Here is a 24669-nt window from a genome sequence, read left to right as displayed (position 1 = left end):
CGGGGAGAGGGGTGGGGTGAGGGGCCTCTCTCCGCACGCGAGATGGTCGAGAGACCTGTACCCCCTCACCCGGATCGCAAGAGCGATCCGACCTCTCCCCGCAAGCGGGGAGAGGTGAAGCGGCACCGTCAGCGCTATCCAGTATTCCCCCGGATCGCCTGCTCGATGATCCGCGCCTCGCGCAGCAAAATCTCCGCGACCTCCTGTTCGCGGCGCGGGCCGAGCCTCGTGCGAACGGCGGAGACGGTCATCGCGGCGGCGGGGCGGCCGTCCGGGGTCTTGATCCAGGTCGAGATCGATTTCGTGCCCTGCACCAGACCAATTTCTCTCATGCCATATCCCAGCCGCCTTGCGGCGGTGACCTGGCCCAGCACCGTCGCCGCGTCGGTCCGGTAGGCCTCCAGTCTCTTCTCGTTGGCTGCGACGATTTTTCGCGCGTCCTGCGCCGGCATCGCGGCGAGGATGGCAACGCCTGCGCTGGAGACGCCGAGCGGCCGGCGCGCGCCGACCTCGATCGACAGCACCTGGATCGGATAGATTCCGATCCTGCGATCGACGCACAGCGTGTCGTTGCCGGTCCGCACCGTCAGGAACAGCGTGTCGCCGATCTCGGTGGAGGCGCGTTGCAGCGACCGATTGGCGGCGATCAGCAGCCGCGACGGCCGGGCCCGTGCGAGCGCGAGCTCCGGCACCTGGTTGCCGATCGCGTAGCGGCCGGTTTTGTCATGCCGTTCGACGATGCCTTCCTCGATCAGCACGTGGACGATGCGATGCACGGTCGGGCGGGTGAGGCCGGTCGCCCGCACCACCTCGGCCAGCGGCACGCCGTCTTCGCGGCCTGCGGCGAGAATGCGCAGCACCGCGAGCGCGCGCCGGATCGCCTGCGCGCCCTGTCGCGGTTCGGTCATGCGGCGGGCGGATTTCGCGGAAGAGGTCTTGTCCATAATATGGACAAGAACGCCACAATTCACTCGACAGGTAAAGCGCGCATCTGGAGATTGCGCTCCGAATCGAGATGCCGTGTACGACGTTCGGGGCACTCGATTTAAAATTGGAAGCGCCGCCGGGAGGTTAACATGAGATTAATCTGGATTGCCATAGCTGCCGCAGTGGCGATGTTGACGGGACCGGCGTCGGGCCAGCAATGGCCGGCGCGCAACGTCAAGCTGATCGTGCCCTATCCGGCCGGCGGCAATGTCGACAGCGCCGCGCGCATCATCGCCGACAAGCTCCAGGAAAAGCTCGGCCAGCCCTTCATCATCGAGAACAAGGCGGGCGCCGGCGGCATGATCGCGGGCGAGGCCTTCGCGAAATCCGCGCCCGACGGCTACACGCTGTTCGTCGGCGCCAACGGCCCGGTGCTGTTCGCGACCGAAATCAACAAGCGCGACGCCTACAATTGGAAGAAGGACTTCCTGCCGATCACGACGATCTCGATGACGCCGCTGGTGCTCGAGGTGCATCCGTCGGTGCAGGCGACGAATTTCAAGGAATTCATCGACCTCGCCAAACGCGAGCCGGGCAAGCTGACGATGGCCTCGCCCGGTCCCGGCACCACCAACCATTTGCTCAGCGAGCTGATGCAGTCCAGCCTCGACCTGCAATGGGTCACCGCGCACTATCGCGGCAATGCGCCTGCGGTCAACGATCTCTTGGGCGGGCAGGTGCAGTTCGCGTTCGACCAGCTCACGGTCAGCCTGCAGCACATCAAGGCCGGCCTGTTCCGGGCGCTGGCCGTCACCAGCCCGCACCGCCTGAAGTCGCTGCCCGACGTGCCGACGTTCGCCGAGCTCGGCTACAAGGATTTCGACGGCCAGACCTTCACCGGCCTGTTCGCACCGGCAGGCACGCCGGCGCCCGTGATCGACAAGCTGCACGAGGCGCTGACCGCGATCCTGAAGGATCCCGCCGTGGTCGACAAGTTCGAGAAGCTCGGCGGCGAAGCCGTCGCGATGACGCCCGGCGAATTCAAGGCCTATCTCGAGCGCGAGGATGCCAAATGGATTCCGATCGTGCGCAAGGCCAACATCAAGGCGGATTGATCGATGCGGATCGACCCCACCGAGCTCGGCGCCGAACGCATCTACCGGCTGATGACCGGCATCGTGGTGCCGCGTCCGATTGCCTGGGTAACGAGCCTGTCGCCCGCAGGCGTGCTCAACCTCGCGCCGTTCAGTGCCTTCACCTTCGTCTCGCAGAAGCCGCCGATGCTGGCCATCAGCGTCGGCCGCAAGGGCGCGGACTATAAGGACACCGCGCATAACATCCTCGACACCGAGGAATACGTCATCCACATCGCCGACACCCCGCTGATGCAGGCCGTGCACGACTCATCGGTCGAGCATCCGCCTGAGATCAGCGAGGTCGCGGAGCTTGGCCTTGAGACGATCCCGAGCGAGCGCATCAAGGTGCCGCGTCTTGGCATTGCACCCGTTGCGATGGAATGCCGCTTCCGGCAATGCCTCGAATTCGGCGACGCCCGCAGCCGTCTCATCGTGGGCGAGGTCGTCATGTTCCACCTCCGCGACGGCCTCGTGAACGACGGCAAGGTCGAAACCGCGGCGCTCGACCCGATCGCGCGCATCGGCGGGCCGCGCTACGCCCGGCTCGGCGAGATCGTGACACTGCGCGGCGTGTTCCAGACCCCCAAGTCGAAAGACTGAGCGCGCTGCCCCGCGCGCGCCTCAAGACCATTGGAGAACGACCATGCGACTCCTAAGCTACATCGTTGACGGAGAGCCGCGCTACGGTGCCGCCATCGAAGGCGGTGTCGTCGACCTGACCCGGCGGATCGGCCGCGACTTCTCCGATGTGAGGGCGTTGATCGCGGCCAATGCGCTGGCCGACGCGCAGGAAGCCGTCGCCGGACAAAAGCCGGACTACGCCCTCGACGATCTCGTGCTGCTTCCGCCGGTGCTGGCGCCCGAAAAGCTGTGGTGCATCGGCGTCAACTACGCCGAGCGCAATGCGGAGTATAAAGACAGCTCCGACCTGCCCAAATATCCCAGCCTGTTCGTGCGCAGCATGTCCTCGATGACAGGCTCCGGTCAGCCGTTGGAGAAGCCTCACGTCTCCGATCAGCTCGATTACGAAGGCGAGCTCGTCATCGTGATCGGTCAGGGCGGCCGCCACATTCCGCGCGAAAAGGCCTGGGCGCACATCTTCGGCATGACCTTGTGCAACGAGGGCACGATCCGCGACTGGCTGCGCCACGGCAAGTTCAATGTCACGCAAGGCAAGAACTTCGACCGCTCCGGCAGCATCGGTCCCTGGATCGTCACATCGGACGAGCTCGATGCGCGCGGGCCTCATGACATCATCACGCGCGTCAACGGCGAGGTCCGGCAGCAGGACACCACCGAGCGGCTGATGTTCCCGTTCGATTTCCTGATCTCCTATCTCTCGACCTTCGCCACGCTGAAGCCTGGCGACATGATCGTGACGGGCACGCCGACCGGGGCGGGTGCCCGCTTCGACCCGCCGCGCTGGCTCAAAGTCGGCGATGTCGTCGAGGTCGAATCCAGCCGCATCGGCGTACTGCGCAACACCGTAGCCGCGGAGAGTTGAGCCATGCTGGATACTGCCACGATCGAACGCCTTGCCGCGCGCCTCGACGAAGCCGAGCGCAGCAAGACGCTGATCACGATGTTTACCAAAGACTATCCCGATTTCAGCATCGAGGATGCCTATGCCGTTCAGCGCGCCTGGACCAAGCTTCAGCTCAGTCGCGGCCGGGTCATCAAGGGCCACAAGATCGGCCTGACCTCGAAGGCGATGCAGAACGCGGTCGGCATCAGCGAGCCCGATTACGGCGTGCTGTTTGCCGATATGTTCTATGCCGATGCCACGCCGATCCCGTTCGACCGTTTTCACGCGCCGCGAATCGAAGTGGAGCTCGCCTTCGTGCTGAAGGCGCCGCTGCGCGGGCCCGATTGCACCATCTTCGACGTGCTCAACGCCACCGACTACGTCACGCCCGCACTGGAGATCTTGGAGACGCGCATGCACCGCGTCGATCCTCAGACCGGGAAGGCGCGAAAAGTCATGGACACGATCTCGGACAATGCGGCGAACGCCGCGCTGGTGCTCGGCGGCCGGCCGTTCCGTCCGATGGACGCGGACATGCGCTGGATCGGCGCGCTGCTGTTCCGCAACGGCGAGGTCGAGGAAACCGGCCTTGCCGCCGGCGTGCTCAATCATCCCGCCAATGGCATTGCCTGGCTCGCCAACCGCCTCGCGCCGCATGACGAGCATCTCGCCGCCGGCGAGGTGGTGCTGGCAGGATCGTTCACGCGGCCGGTCGACATCCGCCGCGGTGACACGTTTCATGGCGACTATGGCGCGTTCGGCTCGGTGTCGTGCCAATTCGTCTGAACCAATAAGCAAGAGGGAGCGCATCATGACCGGTCACACGCGGCGCAAGAGCATCCATATCGGCGGCTTCAAGCACGCCAATCCGATTCCGAACGCCTGCCGCATCGGCAATCTCGTGATGTCGGGCGTCATCCTCGGCCGCGATGCGGCTGGCGCGATGCCCGAGAGCCTGGACGCGCAATGCGCCAACATGTTCGCGCACATGAAGGCGACGGTGGAGGCCGCGGGCGGCACCACGGACGACATCATCAAGATGACGGTGTGGCTGAAGGACCGTACGCAGCGCGGGCCCGTGAATGTCGAGTGGCTTAACATGTTTCCGGACGAGCATTCACGCCCGGCACGCCACGCGCTGCCGATGGACAACATGGACGGCGGCGCGCTGGTGCAGTGCGACTTCACTGCCGTGATCGACTAAAGGAGTTTGCGCATGCCGACCTATCTGCCGTTCGACCCGAACCCGCGCCGCCCGGTCAAGGCGCCGCCGCCGAAGACTGTCGACAGCCAGTTCCACGTGCTCGGCCCCATCGAAAAATATCCGGAGCGTCCCGGCGCGGCCTATCGGATGCCGACCGCGACCTGGGAAGCGGCGCTGCGCGTGCACAAGACGCTCGGCATCGAGCGCGGCATCATCGTGCAGACCACCACCTATGGCGCCGACCATGCCGTCGTGCTCGACGGTCTCGCCGCGATGGGGCCGAACTATCGCGGCTGCGCCAACGCGCTGGTGTTCGCGGAGGCGAACGATGCCTATCTCGCCAAACTGCACGATGCCGGTGTCCGCGGCGCGCGCTTCAGCTTCCGCCAGGAACTCGGCGCCGTGCTGTCGGATGCCGATTTCGCCCGCGCCATTGCGCGCATCCGCGAGCTCGGCTGGTACGTCAAGATCCAGCCGGAGAAGGACGGCATCGTCTCCAGCGTCGCCAAATACGAGAATCTCGACGTGCCCGTGCTGATCGACCACATGGCGCGGCCCGATCCTGAAGCCGGCAGGAACGATCCGAACCTGCGCAAGATGCTCGAGCTGCTCGCCAAGGGCAATTTCTGGGTGATGCTGTCGCTCGGGGAGAAGACCTCGAAGCTCGGGCCACCCTACGACGACGTCATCCCGATCGCGCGTGCCTATATCGAGGGAGCCGTCGACCGCTGCGTCTGGGCCAGCGACTGGCCGCATCCGGTCTCGGTCAAGCAGCCACCGAACGACGCTGATCTGCTCGAGCTGATGTACCGTTACGCAGCCGATCAGGCGGAGCTGGAGAAGATATTGGTGCACAATCCGGCCAAGCTGTTCGGCTTTCCGGATTAGGGCTCACGGCCTGCCCCGAGCGCGGTGCGCTCCCTCTCCCGCTTGCGGGAGAGGGTCGGGGTGAGGGCTCTCCCCTCTAGGGGATTGTCCCGGTGCGGATAGACCCTCTCCCAAACCCTCCCCCGCAGGCGGGGGAGGGAGCGCACCTTTATTGTCGCAACTATTCGCGCCTGCTCACCCCGCCAGCCGGTCCCGCACCCCGGCTGCGATCTCGAACGAGCGCAGCCGCGCGGCGTGGTCGTAGATCTGGCCCGTGGTCATCAATTCGTCCGCGCCGGTCTCGGCGATCAGTGCCTTCAACTTCTCTTCGACCATTTCAGGCGAGCCGACCGCCGAGCACGACAGCGACTGGCCGACCATCGCCTTTTCCGCCGGCGACCACAGCGCGTCCATGTCGTCGACCGGCGGCGGCAGCGGGCCGGGCGTGCCGCGGCGCAGATTGATGAACTGCTGCTGCAGCGAGGAGAACATGCGCTGCGCGTCCGCGTCGCTGTCGGCGGCGAACACGTTGACGCCGACCATCGCATAGGGCTTGTCGAGCTGTGCCGAGGGCTCGAATCGCGCGCGATACTCCCGCAGCGCCGGCATCATCATCTGCGGCGCGAAATGCGAGGCGAACGCGAACGGCAGCCCGAGCATCCCCGCAAGCTGCGCGCCAAAAGTGCTGGAGCCCAGGATCCACAGCGGCACCTTCGTTCCCATGCCCGGCACGGCGCGGATGGTCTGGTTCGGCTGCAAATCGCCGAGCAGCGCCTGCAGCTCCAGCACGTCCTGCGGAAAATTCTCGGAGCTGGTGGCGAGATCGCGCCGCAGCGCCCGCGCGGTGAACTGGTCGGTGCCCGGCGCCCGGCCGAGCCCGAGATCGATCCGCCCGGGATAGAGCGAGGCCAGCGTGCCGAACTGCTCGGCGATGACGAGCGGCGAATGGTTCGGCAGCATGATCCCCCCGGAGCCGACCCGGATCGTCTTGGTGCCGGCCGCGACATGCCCGATCACCACCGACGTCGCCGCGCTCGCGATGCCCGTCATGTTGTGATGCTCGGCCAGCCAGAAGCGCTTGTAGCCCCAGGCTTCCGCATGCTGCGCCAGATCGAGCGAGTTACGGAACGCTTGTGACGCATCGCCGCCTTGGCGGATGGGCGCGAGGTCGAGCACGGAGAAGGGGATCATGGGCGGGTCCGGAAGCATGCGATGGGAACGTGACTCGACATGTAGGAGCCGGCCCCGGGAATACCAGCCGAAACGATCATGGTGCTGCGCCGGCGGCTCCATTGCGCGGAGGCCAAGCCATCGCTGCGCTGAGGCATGCGGCAAATTCGCCTGCATGGAAACCGCGGGCCGCATTGCGGCGTTGCCGGCCGGTTTGATCAACGGCTACGATTTTCATTTCGGGGGCTTTCTTTGGACAGATTCAACATCGGCGTTCATGTCGTCGCGCTGGCTGCGGCGTTCGCGCTCGCCGTTCCCATTGGCTGGGACCGCGAGAAGCGCGCGCGCAGCGCGGGCTTGCGCACCTTTCCGCTGGTCGCCATGGCAAGCTGCGGCTTCGTGCAGGCCAGCGAAAGCCTGCTCGTGCATTCGCCTGACGGGATGGCAAAGGTGATCGAGGGGCTCATCACCGGCATCGGCTTCATCGGCGGTGGCGCGATTCTCAAGCAGGGGAATTCGGTGCAGGGCACCGCGACGGCCGCGAGCCTCTGGGCTACAGGCGCGATCGGCGTTTCCGTCGGGCTCGGCGCGTACGATGTCGCGGTGACGGTCGCCCTATTCACGTTCCTGACCCTTCGCTTGCTGACGCTGGTCAAGGAAGACGACGATCACTGACGGCATGCGGGCGGCATGCACCCCGTTCACAACACCGTCATTGCGACCCGTTGCGCCCCTCGGCCCAACTGGGCGGCTGGCGCCCGTTGTTGTACACTCACCGAGCCATTGGACGCTCGCCAGGAGGAACCGATATGACCACGGTCGTACTCAATCGCCGGAGCCTCCTCGCCGCGGGCGGCTCGATCCTCGGAACCGGGCTTTTGGTAACCGGTGTTCCCGGCCTGCTCTTGCGTGCCCGCGCGGACGGCCTCGCGCCAACCGAGACGATGTCGGGCGGGGCAAACAACTACCGCAAGGGCGCGGCGGTCGTGCAGCGGATCGGAAAGGGTGGCTTCTGGATGAGCGGCACCGTGCGCCGTGCCGGCGACGGGGCACCGCTCGCGGGCCAGCGCATCCAGATCTGGGCGCACACCACCGAGGGGCAGGAGCACCAGCCGCAGAGTCACGGGGCCACGCTCACCGACAAGGACGGAAGATTCCGGCTCGAGATGCCGCAGATCATTCCGATCTTCGGCCAGCCCCATGGCCATCTCGCCTATGACAGCGGCGAGTTCAAAACCGTGTTCCTCCGGCCGGTGATGCGGAGCGCAAAGGAAACCAGCCTCGAGGCACACTTCGTGCTGCAGCCGGCCTGATCGCATTGCAGATGAAGGGGCGGCGATCGGCCCGGGCGAGCCTGATCTGGGTCGTCCTTGCCTTGGCCATCGGCGTGCCGATCGCGCTCGCTGCGGGAAGCGAGCAACTCGCATGGCGCGGCCCGGTCTACATCCTCGCCGGCTTCGCGGGAATCATCGCGCTCGGTCTCGTGCTGGTTCAGCCCCTGCTGATCGGCGGATATCTGCCGGGATTGTCGGCCTATCGCGGCCGGCGCGCCCATCACTGGATCGGCGGCGCGCTCGCTCTGGCAGTCGTGATCCACGTCGCCGGCCTCTGGATCACCAGCCCGCCCGACATGATCGACGCCCTGACCTATACCTCACCGACGCCGTTCTCCCCCTTCGGCGTGACCGCCATGTGGGCCATCTTCACCGTCGCGCTTATGGCGCTACTGCGCCGGCGCTTGGGATTGCGGCTGCGCACCTGGCGCATCGTCCATATTCCCCTCGCCATCGTCATCGTCGCCTGCAGCGTGGCCCATTGCCTGCTGATCGAGGGGACGATGGAGACGATCTCGAAGGCGGCGCTGTGCGTGTTGATCCTCGTGGCAACCGTGAAGGTCATGATTGACCTGCAAGTGTGGCGAAAGCGAAGGACGCCGCGGGGGGAAAGTGTCGCGCGGCAGTAGCTCACTGGGCTCAAGAGGCGAAGCTCTCTCAACTCGTCATTGCGAGGAGCACTTGCGACGAAGCAATCCAGAGTCCCTCCGCGGAAAGATTCTGGATTGCTTCGCTACGCTCGCAATGACGGAGCAGGCTACCCCGCTTGCCGCAGTCAGCGACCGGGCGTAACCTTTCGCGATGGCCGTCAGTGTCCCCGAGGTGAAGGCGTTCCTGCTCGCCACGCCGTTCTTCGGCGGTATCCCGGATCAAAGTCTCGACCTCCTGATGTCGATGCTGGTCGAGTGCCGATTTGATACCGGAGCAACCGTCGTGACGGAGGGCGAGCCCGGACGCTCGCTGTTCATCGTCAAATCCGGCCGGCTGGCGGTGAGCAAACGGGCGAATGCGGGCAGGGTCATCCCGATTTCAGTTCTGGAGCCCGGCGATTTCTTCGGCGAGATGACGCTGATCGAAATGCAGAATCGTTCTGCCACGGTGATCGCGGAGACTCCAACGGTGCTGTACGAGCTGACCGCCCAAAAGCTCTACGCCTGTTACAAGGCCGATATCCACGCCTATGTGATCGTCCTGCAGAACATCAATCGCGAGCTATGCCGACGGCTGCGTCGGGCCGACAATCGATTTGCCGGGCAGCAGGTGCATGACGACAATTGAAAGGCGGCAGGATGCGTAGAACGCAAGCGAAACCCATCACGTCGCGTTTCGAAAAGCCTTGATTGTTTGCGTTTCGCTCTACCCATCTTACGAGCTGGGCTCCAAAATGCGAGGAAAAGTTGTGCGTGACGACCAAATCTCGATGCTGATGCCGGAGTTTACGGAAGCATTCGGAAGCGAAGACGATAAAGCGCTTGCACGTGAATTGCTCCTTATCACTAGAGAGATCCGGGTGTTGCTGGGGCAGCTATTTCTTTACCGCGCTATGTCCAGATCAAAGCGGTTTGTAGACGCATGCAACCACAGCACGGCAGCTGAGGGGGCCAACATCGTGGTGGCAACACTACTCAGGTCAATGATTATATCGACCGCTGCATTGTTTGACGAGGACCGGCGTGCGGCCAGCCTCCGAAGGACATTGACCGCAGCACTAAGGCCGGACCGATCCGAGTTCTTGCAGCTGCTTCATGCCCGCAATGGCAGTGCAGAATTGGCAGGTATTTCTGCGCAGCGGTTGGTAAAATACAGTCGCGCACTTCGGCGGGGCAAATTAGGGGAAGCAATCGCAACATTGGCTGAGCTGCGAAACACGGCAATTGCGCATTTCGATCTCCAGCCCAAGATCACTGGCAGGAGGGCCATGATCCACGACATCGATCACGTCATTTCCGCTGCTTCTATTGTTGCGGGAGAAGCAAACGTTTGGGTTTTAGCTCGAAAAGTTGATGGTCCAGCGCTCCGGCATATACTTCGCAAGGATGCAACGGGATTCGTGGGTGTGCTTCAGAATGGCCTTTCGACGGAGTAAGATGCTGTCCCAGTTGAATGGGAGCGGCGCAAATCCGGGGCGCGCGTGCAGGTAATTTATAGCGATAGCAGAGTGAAACGATCACGGCCTTGTACTGGAATCGATGCGTAAAGCCGCCCGATCAATCCTGGGAACCGTTGCACCGACCCGTCGGCCAAAACACCCGGCTCCCGCAAAACCGTGTCAATCCTCCTCTACAAAAATATTCCACTTTACCGAAATTCGGAATCGCAGTATCAGTCCGCCATCTCGGTCCAGGGAGAGGGGCGATCGTCCGTCGTAACGAACGTGGATCGGGGGGTGGTGGACGCGGCAGCGTCGGGCACGAAGACGGGACCAGGGCGAGATGAACCTCGTGAGGTCTTGTCTAGCGTGCGGACGAACGGCGCCTGTGTCCGGCGAAGCCTCTTGGCAAAGCCGGATCGCTGCGTACGGCAAAATCGTATGGTCCTGGCCGTCGTTGCTACGGTCAAGCCTTGCGGAGATGGATCGGGGCTCTACCGGGTCTCGAGGCATCGTCAATTCGCAAGGCGACGGTGACAAAAAGGAACTCGTCGCCGGGGAGAGCGCGGCATAAGCCGTCAACCCACTGCGCAGGGAAGGCCGAGTGTTCGGCGTCACCTGTATGCTGCTGTGCGGTCTCTTTGCGCTACACTTTCGCGCAGCGGACCGTGGGTGCCAGCCGGCACCCGGTCTTCCCTGCGCCCTCTTCACAGAGGAGGGTCAAGGTAGAAGCAAACCTCGGGCATCTCGTGCCGCGAGAATGCTGATCTGTGCGTGATCGACCCAGGAAATGGTGCTGCCAGACAGGATTGAACTGTCGACCTCTCCATTACCAATGGAGTGCTCTACCACTGAGCTACGGCAGCATGTGCTGGGGTAAGAATCGGCCGCCACGAGGGGCCTACCAAGCGGGCCGATATCTGCCACAAGCCCCCCTCCTGTGCAAGCTTGCTAGCTCCGCCAAAGCGATAAAATCGGGTCGATATCGGGGCCAAAATGCCTGTTTTGGCTCGAAACGGCCGACTTTCCGCGGAATCGGTTCCGATATCCCCACCCAACTGGCCAGTTGCCCGATGCGCCGGATTCGATCCATTTCGATTTTTCGCACGATCGGATCGCGCGGGCCTCTTGAGCTGCCTTATTCCTCGGGCATGTTACCGCCGATCGCTGTAATGGACCCCGATGGCAGACGAGAACGACAAGAGCGAGCAGCAGAATTCGAAACAGGCGAGGGCGTCCCGCGACGACCGGCTGAAATCGGCGCTGCGCGAAAACCTGAAGCGGCGAAAAATGCAGGCGCGCGAACGGGCCGCAAGTGGTGGCCCCTCGCAGAACGAAGATGATCCCCTAAATGAGGGGACCGCCGGCAAAATAGCCGACAAGACTGGCGACTAGAATTTTTTGGAGTGCATGGACGTGGCAATGGGGCAGGACGAATCGCAACGACCCGAGAGTGACGCGCAGATGTCGCGGTTCACCCGCCCTGAACAGACATTTCCGACGCTGACACCAGCCGAGATCGAGCGTGTCAGGCATTTCGGCGAGGTCCGCAACTATGCCGATGGCGAATTCCTGTTCGAGACCGGCAAGCCCGGGCCGGGCATGTTCGTCGTGCTCAAGGGCCACGTCGCCATCACCCAGCGCGACGGCCTGGGCCATGTCACGCCGTTGATCGACCAGGGGCCGGGACAATTTTTGGCCGAGCTCAGCCAGCTCTCGGGACGGCCGGCGCTGGTCGACGGCCGCGCGGAAGGCGAAGTCGAGACGCTGCTGTTGCCGCCGGAGCGGCTGCGCGCGCTACTGGTCGCCGAGGCCGAGCTCGGCGAGCGCATCATGCGCGCGCTGATCCTGCGCCGGGTCAATCTGCTCCAAGGCGGCGTCGGTGGCGTCGTGCTGATCGGTCCCTCGCATTCGGCAGGCGTGGTGCGGCTGCAGGGCTTCCTCACCCGCAACGGCCAGCCGCATCATCTGCTGGATCCCGCGCGTGACCGCGACGCCGCCGACGTCATCGCGCGTTATTCGCCCAAGCCGGACGACTGGCCGCTGGTCGTCACCCCCGATGGAGCTGTGCTGCGCAATCCCGGCGAAACCGAGCTTGCACGCGCGATCGGCATGATCGGCGGCCCGCGCAACGACCGCATCTACGACGTCGCGATCGTCGGCTCCGGACCGGCCGGGCTCGCCACCGCCGTGTATGCCGCGTCCGAAGGCCTTTCGGTCGCCGTGCTGGACACCCGCGCCTTCGGCGGCCAGGCCGGCGCCAGCGCGCGCATCGAAAATTATCTGGGCTTTCCGACCGGAATTTCCGGCCAGGCCCTGACCGCGCGCGCCTTCAACCAGGCGCAAAAGTTCGGCGCGGAGATCATGATCCCGGTGACGGTGAAGTCGCTCGACTGCACGCGCAAGGACGGCGCGTTTTCGGTGGCGCTTGACGGCTGCGACCCCCTGCATTCGCGCGCGGTGGTGGTCGCGAGCGGTGCGCGCTATCGCCGGCCCGAGATCGAGAACCTCGACAAGTTCGAGGGCCGCGGCGTCTGGTATTGGGCCTCGCCGGTCGAGGCAAAGCTGTGCGCCGGTGAGGAGGTCGCGCTTGTCGGTGCCGGCAACTCCGCGGGACAGGCCGCTGTTTTCCTCTCGGGGCACGCCAAGAAAGTGCTGATGATCATCCGCGGCGGCGGCCTTGGCGCCAGCATGTCGCGCTATCTCATCGAGCGCATCGAAGCCACGCCGAACATCGAACTGATGTTCAACACCGAGATTACGGCGCTCGAAGGCGACGAGGCCTCGCTGCTGCGGCGTATCCGCTGGAAAAGCCGGCTCTCGAGCGACGAGGATTTCGCCGACCTCCGCAATCTCTTCCTGTTCGTCGGCGCCGATCCCGCCACCAGCTGGCTCGATGGCTGCGGCGTGACGCTCGATCGCGGCGGCTTCGTCGTCACGGGCGCGCAGTCCGAGCAGAACCAGGGCCGGCTGGTCGCGCCGCTGGAGACGTCGGTGCCCGGCGTCTACGCCGTCGGCGACGTCCGCTCCGGCTCGGTCAAGCGCGTCGGCGGCGCCATCGGCGAGGGCGCCCAGGTCGTGGCCTCCCTGCACGGCTTCCTCGGCGACGCCGCAAAACCGGCGCTTTAGTCAAGGACAAGGCAAGTAAATGGCAAGTCGATTGAGGCTTGCCATCCTGCGATGTGATGCGGGATTATCTCCTCATCCTGAGGAGCGCGCATTGCGCGCGTCTCGAAGGATGAAGGCCCAGCCGCCAAAGCCGGGCCTGCATGGTTCGCGCGGCGATGCGCAAGCATCGTCCGCAGGGGCGCTCGCGCGCCTCCTCACCATGAGGATCGACAAAGAAAACGCTTAACGGGAGGACTAAATGGCTGAAATCGTCGTGCTGTATAAAACGCCCACGGATGCTGCGGCCTTCGACAAATATTATGCCGAGACCCACATTCCGCTCGCGAAGAAACTTCCAGGCCTGAAGAAGTACGCTATCAGCAAGGGGCCGGTCGGCTCCCCCGCTGGACCTTCCGGAATCCATCTCGTTGCCATTCTCACCTTCGACAGCACGGCCGACATCCAGGCGGCATTCGCTAGCCCGGAAGGTAAGGCGACCGGCGCTGACGTGCCGAAATTCGCCAGTGGCGGCGCCGACCTGTTGATCTTCGACACCAAGGAAGTGTGAGCCGCGATTCGACTTTGGTCGGCTAACTGCCGTCGTTTGTGACAGCGGTGCAAAAATATCAGCCATGCGTTTTTCGATTCGCACGATGACGCATGGCTGTGCACGCATGTGTGACGCCAGCGCGTGTGGCAATCCGATGAGGACCGTAATATCAATCCCGAACTCAATGCGGAGAGTAGGAGAGATGTCATGGTTCTTGGGTTGAGCTTGCCCGCCTTCACGCTAATTCATGTCGTCATCAGCCTGATCGGCATCGCCGCCGGCCTCGTCGTGATGTTCGGCCTGCTCGGCTCGAAGGCGATGCCGGGCCTCACCGCGATTTTCTTAGCGTTCACGATCCTCACCAGCGCCACCGGCTTCCTGTTTCCGGTCAAGGAGCTGCTGCCGTCGCATATCATCGGCATCATCTCGCTGGTCCTGCTCGCGATCGCCTGCATCGCGCTCTACGGCATGAAGCTCGCTGGGGTCTGGCGCCCGGTCTACATCGTGACCGCGATGATCTCGCTCTATTTCAACGTCTTCGTGCTGGTGATCCAGTCGTTCCTGAAGGTGCCGGCGCTCGCCGCGCTCGCACCCGCCGTGGCGCCGGCGCCGCCCGGAGGTCCCGTGTTCGCCGTGGTGCAGGGCCTCGTGCTGGTGTTCTTCGTGGTGCTCACCATCGGCGCCTGGCGCCGCTTCAAGCCAATGGCGTTCGCCTGATCATTCAAGGAGCCTGACAATGCCCACCATCACCACCAAGGAGGGCGTCGAGATCTTCTACAAGGATTGGGGCTCGGGCCAGCCGATCGTGTTCAGCCATGGCTGGCCGCTGTCGGCCGACGACTGGGACGCGCAGATGATGTTCTTCGTCACGCACGGCTATCGCGTCATCGCCCATGACCGTCGCGGCCATGGCCGTTCGTCGCAGGTCGCCGACGGCCACGACATGGATCATTATGCCGATGATCTCGCAGCCGTGACGGCCCATCTCGACCTCAAGAACGCGATCCATGTCGGCCACTCCACCGGCGGCGGCGAAGCGGTGCACTACATCGCGCGCCATGGCGAGAGCCGGGTGGCGAAGGCCGCGATCCTCTCCGCAGTGCCGCCGCTGATGGTGCAGACCGCCGCCAATCCCGGCGGCCTGCCGAAGAGCGTGTTCGACGATTTCCAGGTGCAGCTCGCTGCCGGCCGTTCCAGCTTCTACCGCGACATCGCGGCTGGCCCCTTTTACGGCTACAACCGTCCCGGCGCAAAGCCGTCGGAAGCGGTGATCCAGAACTGGTGGCGCCAGGGCATGATGGGCGGCGCGAAGGCCCATTACGACGGCATCGTCGCGTTCTCGCAAACCGACTTCACCGAGGATCTGAAGAAGATTACCGTGCCGGTGCTGGTGATGCACGGCGATGACGACCAGATCGTGCCTTACGCCGATTCCGCGCCGCTGTCGGCCAAGCTCTTGAAGAACGGCACGCTGAAGACCTACAAGGGATTTCCCCACGGCATGCCGACAACGCACGCCGAGACCATCAACGCGGATTTGCTGGCATTCTTCAAGGGGTGAGCGGCCTCAGTCCACGCGCGGACCGATCTGATTTCGAACGGGCCGGGTGCGGACACGTTCCAGTCGCGTGTGAGCCGGTGGCTGCAGCCCTTCATTAGCCAGTCTGCCGCGGAAGGCGCGCTGCGGGGAGGTCCCGATGCAGATCATCATCTTCGGCGCGACCGGCATGGTCGGGCAGGGCGTCTTGCGCGAATGCCTGGTCGATGCCGGCATCGATCGCGTGCTCGTGGTCGGCCGCAGCCCGACCGGCGTGCGCCACGCCAAGCTCATGGAGATCACGCACGGCGATTTCACGGACTACTCGGCGATCGAAACGCAGCTCACCGGCTTCGACGCCTGCTTCTTCTGCCTCGGCGTCTCCTCGATCGGCATGAGCGAGGAGCGCTACCGTCATCTCACCTATGATATCACGCTCGCAGCGGCGACCGCGCTGGCACGGCTCAATCCGCAGATGACGTTCGTCTATGTCACGGGCGCCGGCACCGATTCCACCGAGCAGGGTTCGCGGATGTGGGCGCGGATCAAGGGCAAGACGGAGAACGATCTCCTCAAGCTGCCGTTCAAGGCGGCCTACATGTTCCGGCCCGGCGCGATCCAGCCGCTCCACGGCGCCCGCTCCAAGACCGCGTGGGTGCAGGCCGTGTATGCAGCAAGTTGGCCACTGTGGTCGGTGCTGCGTCGGCTGTCGCCGCGGCTCGTCACCTCGACCGAGCAGATCGGCCGCGCCATGATCCGGGTTGCGCGGGAGGGGTATCCGCGAAAGGTGCTGGAGATGGAGGATATCAATAGCCTCTAGTCCAGTGGGGCGTTAGTTCTAGGGAAATTTCGCCGCCCGCGCGCGTTGAGCCCCGTCCGCCCGAAGCAGAAAGCGCCGTCGATGTCTCCCCAGCTCAAACTGATCGCACTTGACGCCGACGACCTCTCCGTGATCTCGGCCCACGTCCAGGACGCCCGCGTGCAGCCCTCGGACATCATCTGGCGGCAAAGCGAAAAGCGGCTGGTCGTCGGCATGAGCCGGTTGGACTGGGAGCAGACACTGGACGGCGAGGCCGAGCCGCGCAGGCTGGTGGCCGCCCTCCGTTTCGACCGCGTGCTCGCCTGCAAGTCGCGCAACATCGACCTCGACGCGCCGGACACTGTCCTGGACCTCGTCGGCATCGAATTCCACGGCCAGGACGCCCCCGGCGGGAGCGCGCTGCTGCTGTTTGCCCAAGGCGGCGCCATCCGCCTCGACGTCGAATGCCTTGAATGCGAGCTGACGGATCTGGGGGCGGATCAGCTGGGGACGGGGTTGGAGGCTGAAGGGGAGGGGTGAGGTGGCATGCCAAGGCCACGCATTCCGCTTTTGCCGGGACGACGCCGGAGGGGAACGGCCCGGCCCAAGGGTTGACGCAGCTTCCCCGCCGCGCCATTGAGCAGGGGCCTGGTGAGCCAAACCGCGCCCCCAAAAACCAGTTAGAAGCCAAGATGCCCGTTCGTCTCGACCGCAGCAGCGCCGATTTTGACCAGCGATTCGGGGCCTTCCTCGCCGCCAAGCGCGAGGCCTCGGCCGATGTCGAGGCGGCCGCGCGTGCCATCGTCGACGACGTGGCGAAGCGGGGCGATGCCGCCCTGCTCGAGGCCACGGCAAAGTTCGACCGGTTGACGCTGGATGCATCCGGCCTGCGCGTCACCGCCGCCGAGATCGAGGCCGCGGTGACAGCCTGCGATGCAGCGACGCTGGATGCGCTCAAGCTCGCACGCGATCGCATCGAGACCTATCACAGCCGCCAACTGCCAAAGGACGAGCGTTTCACCGATTCGCTCGGCGTCGAACTCGGCTGGCGCTACACCGCGATCGAATCCGCCGGCCTCTACGTGCCCGGCGGCACCGCGGCCTATCCGTCTTCGGTGCTGATGAATGCGGTGCCGGCAAAGGTCGCCGGCGTGACCCGTCTCGTCATGGTGGTGCCCTCGCCCGACGGCAAGCTCAACCCGCTGGTGCTGGCGGCAGCAAAGCTTGGCGGCGTCACCGAAATCTACCGCGTCGGCGGCGCGCAGGCGGTTGCCGCGCTCGCGCATGGCACCGCGACGATCGCGCCCGTCGCCAAGATCGTCGGACCCGGCAACGCTTATGTGGCCGCGGCAAAGCGGCTGGTGTTCGGCAAGGTCGGCATCGACATGATCGCCGGTCCCTCGGAGGTGCTTGTCATCGCCGATGACACCGGCAATGCCGACTGGATTGCCGCCGACCTGCTGGCGCAGGCCGAGCATGATGCCAGCGCGCAGTCGATCCTGATTACCGATTCCGCGCGCCTTGCCGCCGATGTCGAAAAGGCCGTCGAGGCGCAGTTGAAGACGCTGCCGCGCGCCGCGATTGCCAGCGCCTCGTGGGCCGATTTCGGCGCCATCATCGTGGTGAAGAACCTCAACGACGCCATTCCGCTCGCAGATGCGATTGCCGCCGAGCATCTCGAGATCATGACGCAAGATCCCGACGCGCTCGCCGCAAGGATCCGCAACGCTGGCGCCGTGTTCCTCGGGCCGCATACGCCGGAGGCGATCGGCGACTATGTCGGCGGCTCCAACCACGTGCTGCCGACGGCGCGCTCGGCGCGATTCTCGTCGGGTCTTTCGGTGCACGATTTCCTCAAGCGCACCTCGATCCTGAAATGCGGCCCGGATCAGCTGCGTGCGCTGGGTCCGGCCGCGATGATTCTCGGCAAGGCGGAGGGGCTAGATGCCCATTCGCGCTCGATTGGATTGCGCCTCAATTTGTCATGACCCAGCCGCCCGAACAGGACGACTCGACCAATCGCATCGTCGGCGTCACGCTCGACGAGGACTCGATCGGCCGTTCCGGGCCCGACATCGAGCATGAGCGCGCGATCGCGATCTACGATTTGATCGAGCAGAATCTGTTCGCGCCGGAGGGCGCCGACGGGAAGGGCCCGTTCACGCTCCATATCGGCATCACCGGCAGCCGGCTGATGTTCGACATCCGCCGCGAGGACGGCACGCCCGTGGTCGCGCATCTGTTGTCGCTGACGCCGTTCCGGCGGATCGTGAAGGACTATTTCATGATCTGCGACAGCTACTACCAGGCGATCCGCACGGCGACGCCGGACAAGATCGAGGCCATCGACATGGGCCGCCGCGGCATTCATGACGAGGGATCGCGTACGCTGCAGGAGCGCTTGAAAGGCAAAGTGCGGGTCGATTTCGAGACCTCGCGCCGGCTGTTCACGCTCATTACTGTTCTGCACTGGAAGGGTTAAGCGCGATGGCGGGTCCGCCACGCGCACGCGATCCGCAATCGGTGCTGTTCGCTTGCGCCATGAACAGCGTGCGCTCGCCGATGGCAGAGAGCCTGCTGCGGCACATGTTTCCGCAGGGCCTCTATGTGAGGTCGGCCGGCGCGAGGCGCGGCGAGCTCGATCCGTTCGCGGTGTCCGTGATGGCCGAGCTCGGCCAGGACATCTCCACCCACAAGCCGCAGACCTTCGAGGAGCTGGAGGACTGGGAGGGGCTCAATTTCGACCTGATCATCACGCTCTCGCCGGAGGCGCATCACAAGGCGCTGGAGCTGACCCGCACGCTCGCCGCCGATGTCGAGTATTGGCCGACGCTTGATCCCACCACCATGGAAGGCAGCCGCGACCAGAAGTTGGCTGCCTATCGCGACGTCTGCGACCAGCTCCTGCTGCGCATCCGCCGGCGATTTTCGAAGGTAGGCGCGCCAAACGGGTAGCATTCGGCGCCCGTAACACCCGCGTCACAGACTGCGGGCACACGCATCCCGTACCCGTCGAATCAGTAAAGTCCGGGTTCCCGGGTTGTGAAATCAGCCCCCGTCCGATAGGTTCCGCGCGCAATTCACCCCCTGCTTCATTCCCCAAATCACCTGATGCTCGGCCGCCCCAAATTCGTTCTCGCCTCCGGTTCGCCGCGGCGCCTGTCGCTGCTCAACCAGGCCGGCATCGAGCCGGACGCGCTCCGGCCCGCCGACGTCGACGAGACGCCGAAGCGGGGCGAGCTGCCGCGCGCCTGTGCCAATCGGCTGGCGCGGGCCAAGGCCGATGCGGCGCTCAAATCGGTGCAGCTCGACGACGAGCTGCGCGGCGCCTTCATCCTCTCCGCCGACACGGTGGTGGCGGTCGGCCGCCGCATCCTGCCCAAGGCCAATCTCGTCGACGAGGCCGCGCAGTGCCTGCGGCTGCTGTCGGGCCGCAACCACCGCGTCTACACCGCCATCACCGTGGTGACGCCGCGCGAGGCCTTCCGCCAGCGCCTGGTCGAGACCCGCGTCCGCTTCAAGCGCCTCTCGGAGGACGACATCCAGGCCTATATCGGCTCCGGCGAATGGCGCGGCAAAGCCGGCGGCTACGCCGTGCAGGGCATCGCCGGGTCATTCGTGGTCAAGATGGTGGGGTCCTACACCAACGTCGTCGGTCTGCCGCTCTACGAGACCACCACGCTGCTTGGCGGCGAAGGTTTCCCGATCCGCTTCGGCTGGCTCAACGCCACCGCCATCTGAGCCGACAAGCTGCTCCTGCAAAAAATCTCGAAAACAACCCCATGCACAGTAGAATTGCCCCGCGGGACCTGGCCGGGACGCCTGCGCGTCCGCCGGAGGAACCCCTTTGGCGACAGGCTCTTGAACTCTCTCACCGCGTGTAAGCTCGGCACCCTATGGACGACCAGGTGAAAAAGCCCGCAAGCCCCCCCAAAACCTGCCCGATCTGCGGCAAGCCACAGTCCGAGGCCACCCGCCCGTTCTGCTCCTCACGCTGCCGCGACGTCGATCTGAACCGCTGGCTGAAAGGCTCCTATGTCATTCCCGGCCGGGATGACGAGGCAGACGGGGAAGAATAACCGTGTTCTATCAATTATTTAAATTCTCGATGCACCGCCGCGCGCCGTTTCCTCCAAGCCACGTCCCGCCTTGTGCACAGCCAGGCCGCGCCCGGCGAAGCCACTTGGCGAAGCCGGGTGGACAGGCAGCCTTCAGCCCACTATAAACCGCCCGCTCGATGGGCTTTGGCCCCTCTTTGGAGCACGCCCAGGTAGCTCAGTTGGTAGAGCATGCGACTGAAAATCGCAGTGTCGGTGGTTCGATTCCGCCCCTGGGCACCATTCCGCTCTCCACGGGCAACACTTCCCTAGCGCCAGCCTTGACCAGCCGGCTCGCGCAGCAATCCATTCCGGAACCAGATCGCGCCCGCCCATTGCTGGCACTCTGCTTGCTCAGCCAGGACCAAAGTCTGGCCTGGAAGAGAGGCCGTTTCAGGTTGAGGCAAGTGATGCAGGAAGTGTCCCGTTCTGGTGCTGCTGGCGAACTCCGGCTCGATGCGTTGGTCGCCGATTTGTGGTGGCGCGTTCGGCTCATGAACACAGACATTCTCGAGGAAGAGGCGAGAGCAGGGGTGTTTGACCCGCTTCAGCCGTCATACCCGCTTCTTGCGCTTAATCTTCGCGCGCGACGCGACAATTTGGTCTCGACGATCGGCGTGCTCGAGCAGCGTGCGCGATCAACGTCGGAAGCGGCTTGAGGGTTCGTTCACATCAGAAACGTCAGCGACGTCAGCTTCGGCGCGCGAATACCAGCTGCCGGACGTCGATCTTTTCGGCCCTGAAACCTGCCTCGCAGTAGCAGAGGTAATATTCCCACAGCCGTCGGAACGGCTCGTCAAATCCGAGCGAGGTCAGGTCCGTCCAGGCATGGCCGAAGCTCGTTCGCCAGACTGCGAGCGTCTTGGCGTAGTCCTGTCCAAAGACCCGCTCGCGGATCAGAGGCATCTGCACGCGTTCGCCGAGCGAGCGCAGGACATTCGGCGAAGGCAGCATCCCGCCCGGAAAAATGTATCTCTGGATGAAGTCCACGCGGCGCCGGTAGCTGTCAAAGAGCTCGTCGCGGACGGTGATCGCCTGGATGCCGGCAAGACCGCCTGGCTTGAGCCGTTGATGCAGTTGATTGAAGTATGTCGGCCAGAACGGCTCGCCGACGGCCTCGATCATCTCGATCGAGGCGATACGGTCGAACTGTCCGTCCTGATCGCGGTAATCCTGCAACCGGATTTCGACCTTGTCGCCGAGCCCGGCCTCGTGGATTCGCCGGCTGGCGAATGCGTGCTGCTCCTTGCTGATGGTGAGCGCCAAGACCTTAGCGCCGCAAGTCTTGGCGGCATATTCGGCAAAGCCGCCCCAGCCGCAGCCGATCTCGAGCAGGGTATGGCCGGGCCGCAGTTCGATCGCTTTCGCCAGTTGTTCGTACTTGTGCCGTTGAGCGGCGAGCAGGTCGGTCGCATCGGGCGAGAACAAGGCCGACGAGTAGGTCATGCCCGGATCGAGCCAGGCCGCAAAGAACGCATTGCCGAGATCATAGTGGGCGTGAATATTCAGCCGCGATCCCAGTCGCGTGTTTCGACGCAACCGATGCAGCGCGCGCCGGCAAAGCCGGACCAGTGCATTGCCGGCGAAGGCGCTGTCGACCAGATCGTCGTTCAGACAGAACACGTAAAGCAGCTGGGAGAGATCCGGTGTGCTCCAATCGCCTCGAACGTAAGCCTCGGCCATGCCGATATCGCCGCCCAGCACCAGGCTTCGCGCGAAGGCGTAGCTGTTGAGTTCGATGATCGCCGACGGCCCCGGATGCGTTCCCCGCAACACCGCCGTTCTGCCGTCGGGAAGGCGAACATCCACGGTGCCGAGCTTGAGCCGCGAGGCAAGCCGCAGCGCGAGCCGCGCGAGCAAGGGAACGTCATCGAAGCGAGCAGTCTGGTGAGTGGCTGCGAGATCCATGGCTTCACATTCAGCGTTGGTTCGGACGGGGGACGTAAGGGACATTTTTCAGCCAAAGCCGGATCGCTTCCCAATGGATGGCCGCGACGACCTTGAAGGTGAGAAGTGGCAGAGTGACGAGCGTCGCCAACAGCGAGCGGCTGGTCAGCGGGCGACGTTGCCCGGAGAATGCGGCCGTAAATATAGCACCGTGCTCATCGGTCTGCACGATTTTGACCTTCACTTGCTGATCGGGCGGGGCAATGCTGAAGCGATATTGCGTTTGCATCTCCATGAATGGCGAGACGTAGAACTCCTTCGCCTGGCATTGTCGTATGGCACCGCCGGCAGCAGCATCCTCGACCGGAAGGATGTAGGAATGGATTTCGCCAAAAGTGTTGCGGACCTCGTAGATCAGCAGCGCAAGATTGCCGCTGCTGCCATAGCAGAAGTAGATCGAAAGCGGATTGAACACGTAACCGAAGAGCCGCGGATAGCACAAAAGCAGGATTCGCCCGCCCGACAGATCGATGTCGCGTTGTTCGGCCAGGCGCCGCACATGGCTGCTCAAGGATGCGCCGTCACGCTTGCCGTGATCGGATTCGTGGAAGCTGAAGACCGACGCGCGATTGATGCCGAACAGGCGAGACTGGCGATCCGCTTCATCAAGCCGGTCGAGGTCGATGAGCAGATTCATGATCCGGTAAGCGAACCTGTGGTGCACGGGCCGCATGCGGGCGTGCATCACCCGGCCCAGGTAGAGCGCGGCTGCAGATGACGTCGCCTTTCGTTCTGGGGCGCCCGGTTGCAACATGTCTTACTCAGCAGCCTGCGCCAGCAACGCGCCGGACTGCCGCCACGGCACCGCACTGCCAAGTGCCTCTGCAACGGCGATGCCGGAGCGCAAGCCATCCTCATGGAATCCGTAGCCGGTCCACGCGCCGCAAAACCAGGTGCGGCGGCGTCCCTGGATTTCGGGGAGATTCCTCTGCGCGGCAAACGCGCCCGCGTTGTATTGCGGATGCGCGAAAGTGAACTTGCCGAAAGTGAGATGAGGCGCCGGCTCAAAAGGGGGATTGAGGCTGACGAATAACGGCTTGCTGTCCTCGATGCCCTGCAGCCGGTTCATCCAGTAAGTCACCGCGACGTCGTTCTGGGCAGGCGTCTCGCGTCGCCAGCGCAAGAAGTTCCAGGATGCCCATGCATTGCGGCGTTTCGGCATGAGGTTGAGGTCGCGGTGCAGATAGGCGGTGTTTGGAGCGTAACGGATCGCGCCGAGAATGGATCTCTCGCGTGGGTCGGCATCCGACAGCATCGTCAGGGCCTGATCGCTGTGACAGGCCATCACGACAGCGTCGTACGAATCCTGATTGCCGTGACTGTCGCCGATCGTCACCCCGTGCTCGGTGCGATGGATCGACGTCACCGCGCAGCCGAGCCGGATGCTCGCCTTGAACCTGGCCGTGAGCTTCTCGACATAGCGCCTACTGCCGCCCTGGACGGTCCGCCAGAGCGGCCGATCCAGATGCAACAGCCGGTGATTGTCGAAAAACGCGACGAAGTTTGCCGCAGGAAAGGCGAGGATCTCGGCTGAGGGCGACGACCAGATGGCGGCCCCCATCGGTCCCAGATAATCGCTGAACAGGCGCGGGCTGAACGCTCCCTGGCGCAGATACTCGCCGAGTGTGAGGTTCTGGAGCCGGCCAGCCCGCAAGTCGGAGACGCTTTCCTTGTTGAAGCGGCGGACCTCGGCCAGCATGCGAAAATACGGCGGGGAGAAGAGGTTACGCGGCTGGGCGAACAGGCCGGAGGCGACCTGCAGGAAGGTCTCGCCGCCGCCCCGCCACTCAAATCGGCCATGGTCGGCCGACATCGCGAAGCTCATGCATGTCTCCTCGGTCTTCACACCCAGGTGCGCGAACAGAGACGTCAATTCCGGGTAGTTCGGCTCGTTGAACACGATGAAGCCGATGTCGACGTCGATCTCTTCGCCATCGTAGTCAACCCGTACTGTATGACTGTGTCCACCCGGTCGCAATTCGCGCTCGTAGACGGTCACGGCATGACGTTCGGACAGGAGCCATGCGGCGGCATTGCCGGCAATTCCCGTCCCGATCACCGCCAAACGCATGCTTTGTCGCCCCCCAATACCACCAGCGGCGGCCGGAACATCCGGTTTCGGGCCAATGTCGTCCATCGCCCGGCTCAGATAGCTGACCCGCCACACGCGCACTGAGGAAACGTTCGAACGGACGGCGTGGATCACCCGTTCGCCGCCAAGAAGGCGCCGGAATGATCGGAACTCCGACGCCGCACAGTCTGGTTCAAGGGCCTGACAGGGTTGCGCGGCAGGCGGAACGAGCGCGCAGCGTGATCCAGCGAGGGGCTCACGTCGTTTACAGGCGTTGCCTTTGTCAAACCGGTTGCGACACCACCGGA

29 protein-coding genes and 2 tRNA genes are annotated in these 24669 nt (G+C 64.2%); 25 read left to right on the top strand and 6 right to left on the bottom strand.

What is annotated here, in order from left to right; translation table 11 throughout:
- Positions 1–134: 134 nt before the first annotated feature.
- A complete protein-coding gene (locus BRA1417_RS0101400; protein ID WP_027514273.1) occupies positions 135–944 on the bottom strand; it encodes an IclR family transcriptional regulator in 810 nt (269 codons plus the stop codon).
- Between the two features lie 132 nt (positions 945–1076).
- On the opposite strand from BRA1417_RS0101400, the gene BRA1417_RS0101395 reads away from it, so the two are divergent.
- Genes BRA1417_RS0101395 through BRA1417_RS0101370 form a run of 6 tightly spaced genes read left to right on the top strand, consistent with a single transcriptional unit; the run spans position 1077 to position 5680 of the window.
- A complete protein-coding gene (locus BRA1417_RS0101395; RefSeq protein ID WP_027514272.1) occupies positions 1077–2042 on the top strand; it encodes a tripartite tricarboxylate transporter substrate binding protein in 966 nt (321 codons plus the stop codon).
- A 3-nt stretch (positions 2043–2045) separates the two neighbouring features.
- Positions 2046–2663 carry a flavin reductase family protein gene (locus BRA1417_RS0101390; RefSeq protein WP_027514271.1) on the top strand — a complete coding sequence of 206 codons (618 nt, stop codon included), beginning with the start codon at positions 2046–2048 and terminating at the stop codon, positions 2661–2663.
- A 43-nt stretch (positions 2664–2706) separates the two neighbouring features.
- Positions 2707–3567: a fumarylacetoacetate hydrolase family protein gene (locus BRA1417_RS0101385; RefSeq protein WP_027514270.1), complete on the top strand. Its 861-nt coding sequence runs from the start codon at positions 2707–2709 to the stop codon at positions 3565–3567.
- 3 nt (positions 3568–3570) lie between these two features.
- Positions 3571–4374, top strand: a complete 804-nt coding sequence (hpaH, locus tag BRA1417_RS0101380; RefSeq protein WP_027514269.1) for a 2-oxo-hept-4-ene-1,7-dioate hydratase — start codon at positions 3571–3573, stop codon at positions 4372–4374.
- A gap of 25 nt (positions 4375–4399) precedes the next feature.
- Positions 4400–4792, top strand: a complete 393-nt coding sequence (locus tag BRA1417_RS0101375) for a RidA family protein (RefSeq protein ID WP_027514268.1) — start codon at positions 4400–4402, stop codon at positions 4790–4792.
- 12 nt (positions 4793–4804) lie between these two features.
- The gene (locus BRA1417_RS0101370) at positions 4805–5680 is read left to right on the top strand and encodes an amidohydrolase (RefSeq protein ID WP_027514267.1); all 876 of its coding nucleotides are present in this window, start codon (positions 4805–4807) and stop codon (positions 5678–5680) included.
- A gap of 174 nt (positions 5681–5854) precedes the next feature.
- On the opposite strand, the gene BRA1417_RS0101365 is transcribed toward BRA1417_RS0101370, so the two are convergent.
- Positions 5855–6850, bottom strand: coding sequence for an LLM class flavin-dependent oxidoreductase (locus BRA1417_RS0101365; RefSeq protein ID WP_027514266.1), 996 nt, complete (start codon positions 6848–6850; stop codon positions 5855–5857).
- Between the two features lie 231 nt (positions 6851–7081).
- Here BRA1417_RS0101365 and BRA1417_RS0101360 point away from each other — a divergent pair, with 231 nt between their 5' ends.
- From BRA1417_RS0101360 to BRA1417_RS0101340, 5 genes are all read left to right on the top strand, one after another.
- The gene (locus BRA1417_RS0101360; protein WP_027514265.1) at positions 7082–7504 is read left to right on the top strand and encodes an MgtC/SapB family protein; all 423 of its coding nucleotides are present in this window, start codon (positions 7082–7084) and stop codon (positions 7502–7504) included.
- Positions 7505–7638: 134 nt separating this feature from the next.
- Positions 7639–8142 (top strand): twin-arginine translocation pathway signal, encoded by a 504-nt coding sequence (locus tag BRA1417_RS0101355; RefSeq protein WP_027514264.1) that lies wholly within the window; start codon positions 7639–7641, stop codon positions 8140–8142.
- 11 nt (positions 8143–8153) lie between these two features.
- Positions 8154–8792, top strand: a complete 639-nt coding sequence (locus tag BRA1417_RS0101350; protein WP_027514263.1) for a ferric reductase-like transmembrane domain-containing protein — start codon at positions 8154–8156, stop codon at positions 8790–8792.
- A 172-nt stretch (positions 8793–8964) separates the two neighbouring features.
- On the top strand, positions 8965–9441 hold the full coding sequence (locus tag BRA1417_RS0101345; protein ID WP_027514262.1) for a Crp/Fnr family transcriptional regulator: 477 nt from the start codon (positions 8965–8967) through the stop codon (positions 9439–9441).
- A gap of 121 nt (positions 9442–9562) precedes the next feature.
- A complete protein-coding gene (locus BRA1417_RS0101340; RefSeq protein ID WP_156948518.1) occupies positions 9563–10249 on the top strand; it encodes a hypothetical protein in 687 nt (228 codons plus the stop codon).
- A 794-nt stretch (positions 10250–11043) separates the two neighbouring features.
- Here BRA1417_RS0101340 and BRA1417_RS0101335 read toward each other — a convergent pair.
- A tRNA-Thr gene (locus BRA1417_RS0101335) sits at positions 11044–11118 on the bottom strand.
- A gap of 316 nt (positions 11119–11434) precedes the next feature.
- On the opposite strand from BRA1417_RS0101335, the gene BRA1417_RS0101330 reads away from it, so the two are divergent.
- The 14 genes from BRA1417_RS0101330 to BRA1417_RS0101260 all read left to right on the top strand — a co-directional run bounded on the left by BRA1417_RS0101330 (position 11435) and on the right by BRA1417_RS0101260 (position 21002).
- Complete coding sequence (locus tag BRA1417_RS0101330) at positions 11435–11647, top strand: hypothetical protein (protein ID WP_027514260.1); 213 nt, start codon at positions 11435–11437, stop codon at positions 11645–11647.
- Between the two features lie 27 nt (positions 11648–11674).
- Positions 11675–13381 (top strand): FAD-dependent oxidoreductase, encoded by a 1707-nt coding sequence (locus BRA1417_RS0101325; protein WP_027514259.1) that lies wholly within the window; start codon positions 11675–11677, stop codon positions 13379–13381.
- 238 nt (positions 13382–13619) lie between these two features.
- Positions 13620–13928 carry an EthD family reductase gene (locus BRA1417_RS0101315; RefSeq protein ID WP_007615494.1) on the top strand — a complete coding sequence of 103 codons (309 nt, stop codon included), beginning with the start codon at positions 13620–13622 and terminating at the stop codon, positions 13926–13928.
- A gap of 189 nt (positions 13929–14117) precedes the next feature.
- Positions 14118–14627 carry a hypothetical protein gene (locus tag BRA1417_RS0101310; RefSeq protein WP_027514258.1) on the top strand — a complete coding sequence of 170 codons (510 nt, stop codon included), beginning with the start codon at positions 14118–14120 and terminating at the stop codon, positions 14625–14627.
- Positions 14628–14646: 19 nt separating this feature from the next.
- Positions 14647–15471, top strand: a complete 825-nt coding sequence (locus BRA1417_RS0101305; RefSeq protein ID WP_027514257.1) for an alpha/beta fold hydrolase — start codon at positions 14647–14649, stop codon at positions 15469–15471.
- 136 nt (positions 15472–15607) lie between these two features.
- Entirely contained in the window at positions 15608–16267 is a 660-nt protein-coding gene (locus BRA1417_RS0101300) for an NAD(P)H-binding protein (protein ID WP_027514256.1), read from the top strand.
- 81 nt (positions 16268–16348) lie between these two features.
- Positions 16349–16786, top strand: coding sequence for a DUF2948 family protein (locus BRA1417_RS0101295; protein ID WP_007615475.1), 438 nt, complete (start codon positions 16349–16351; stop codon positions 16784–16786).
- A gap of 152 nt (positions 16787–16938) precedes the next feature.
- Positions 16939–18234: a histidinol dehydrogenase gene (hisD, locus tag BRA1417_RS0101290; protein ID WP_027514255.1), complete on the top strand. Its 1296-nt coding sequence runs from the start codon at positions 16939–16941 to the stop codon at positions 18232–18234.
- On the top strand, positions 18231–18728 hold the full coding sequence (locus BRA1417_RS0101285; protein ID WP_018453111.1) for a UPF0262 family protein: 498 nt from the start codon (positions 18231–18233) through the stop codon (positions 18726–18728). The genes hisD and BRA1417_RS0101285 overlap by 4 nt, the downstream gene beginning before the upstream one ends.
- 5 nt (positions 18729–18733) lie before the next feature.
- Entirely contained in the window at positions 18734–19201 is a 468-nt protein-coding gene (locus tag BRA1417_RS0101280) for a low molecular weight phosphatase family protein (RefSeq protein WP_027514254.1), read from the top strand.
- A 156-nt stretch (positions 19202–19357) separates the two neighbouring features.
- Positions 19358–19987: a Maf-like protein gene (locus tag BRA1417_RS0101275; RefSeq protein ID WP_027514253.1), complete on the top strand. Its 630-nt coding sequence runs from the start codon at positions 19358–19360 to the stop codon at positions 19985–19987.
- Positions 19988–20142: 155 nt separating this feature from the next.
- On the top strand, positions 20143–20325 hold the full coding sequence (gene yacG / locus BRA1417_RS0101270) for a DNA gyrase inhibitor YacG (protein ID WP_027514252.1): 183 nt from the start codon (positions 20143–20145) through the stop codon (positions 20323–20325).
- A 185-nt stretch (positions 20326–20510) separates the two neighbouring features.
- Positions 20511–20586: transfer RNA gene (locus tag BRA1417_RS0101265), tRNA-Phe, on the top strand.
- A 167-nt stretch (positions 20587–20753) separates the two neighbouring features.
- Positions 20754–21002 carry a hypothetical protein gene (locus BRA1417_RS0101260; protein WP_027514251.1) on the top strand — a complete coding sequence of 83 codons (249 nt, stop codon included), beginning with the start codon at positions 20754–20756 and terminating at the stop codon, positions 21000–21002.
- 31 nt (positions 21003–21033) lie between these two features.
- On the opposite strand, the gene BRA1417_RS0101255 is transcribed toward BRA1417_RS0101260, so the two are convergent.
- From BRA1417_RS0101255 to BRA1417_RS0101245, 3 genes are read right to left on the bottom strand one after another with little or no spacing between them, the layout of a single operon-like run.
- The gene (locus BRA1417_RS0101255; RefSeq protein WP_027514250.1) at positions 21034–22251 is read right to left on the bottom strand and encodes a cyclopropane-fatty-acyl-phospholipid synthase family protein; all 1218 of its coding nucleotides are present in this window, start codon (positions 22249–22251) and stop codon (positions 21034–21036) included.
- A gap of 10 nt (positions 22252–22261) precedes the next feature.
- On the bottom strand, positions 22262–23044 hold the full coding sequence (locus BRA1417_RS39445; RefSeq protein WP_035968313.1) for a DUF1365 domain-containing protein: 783 nt from the start codon (positions 23042–23044) through the stop codon (positions 22262–22264).
- 3 nt (positions 23045–23047) lie between these two features.
- Complete coding sequence (locus BRA1417_RS0101245) at positions 23048–24361, bottom strand: NAD(P)/FAD-dependent oxidoreductase (protein WP_027514249.1); 1314 nt, start codon at positions 24359–24361, stop codon at positions 23048–23050.
- Between the last annotated feature and the right edge of the window lie 308 nt (positions 24362–24669).

The sequence above is a fragment of the Bradyrhizobium sp. WSM1417 genome (assembly GCF_000515415.1).
In the GTDB taxonomy this organism is placed as follows: domain Bacteria; phylum Pseudomonadota; class Alphaproteobacteria; order Rhizobiales; family Xanthobacteraceae; genus Bradyrhizobium.
Note: the sequence above shows the minus strand (reverse complement) of the source record. Positions and strands in the feature narration are given on the sequence as shown.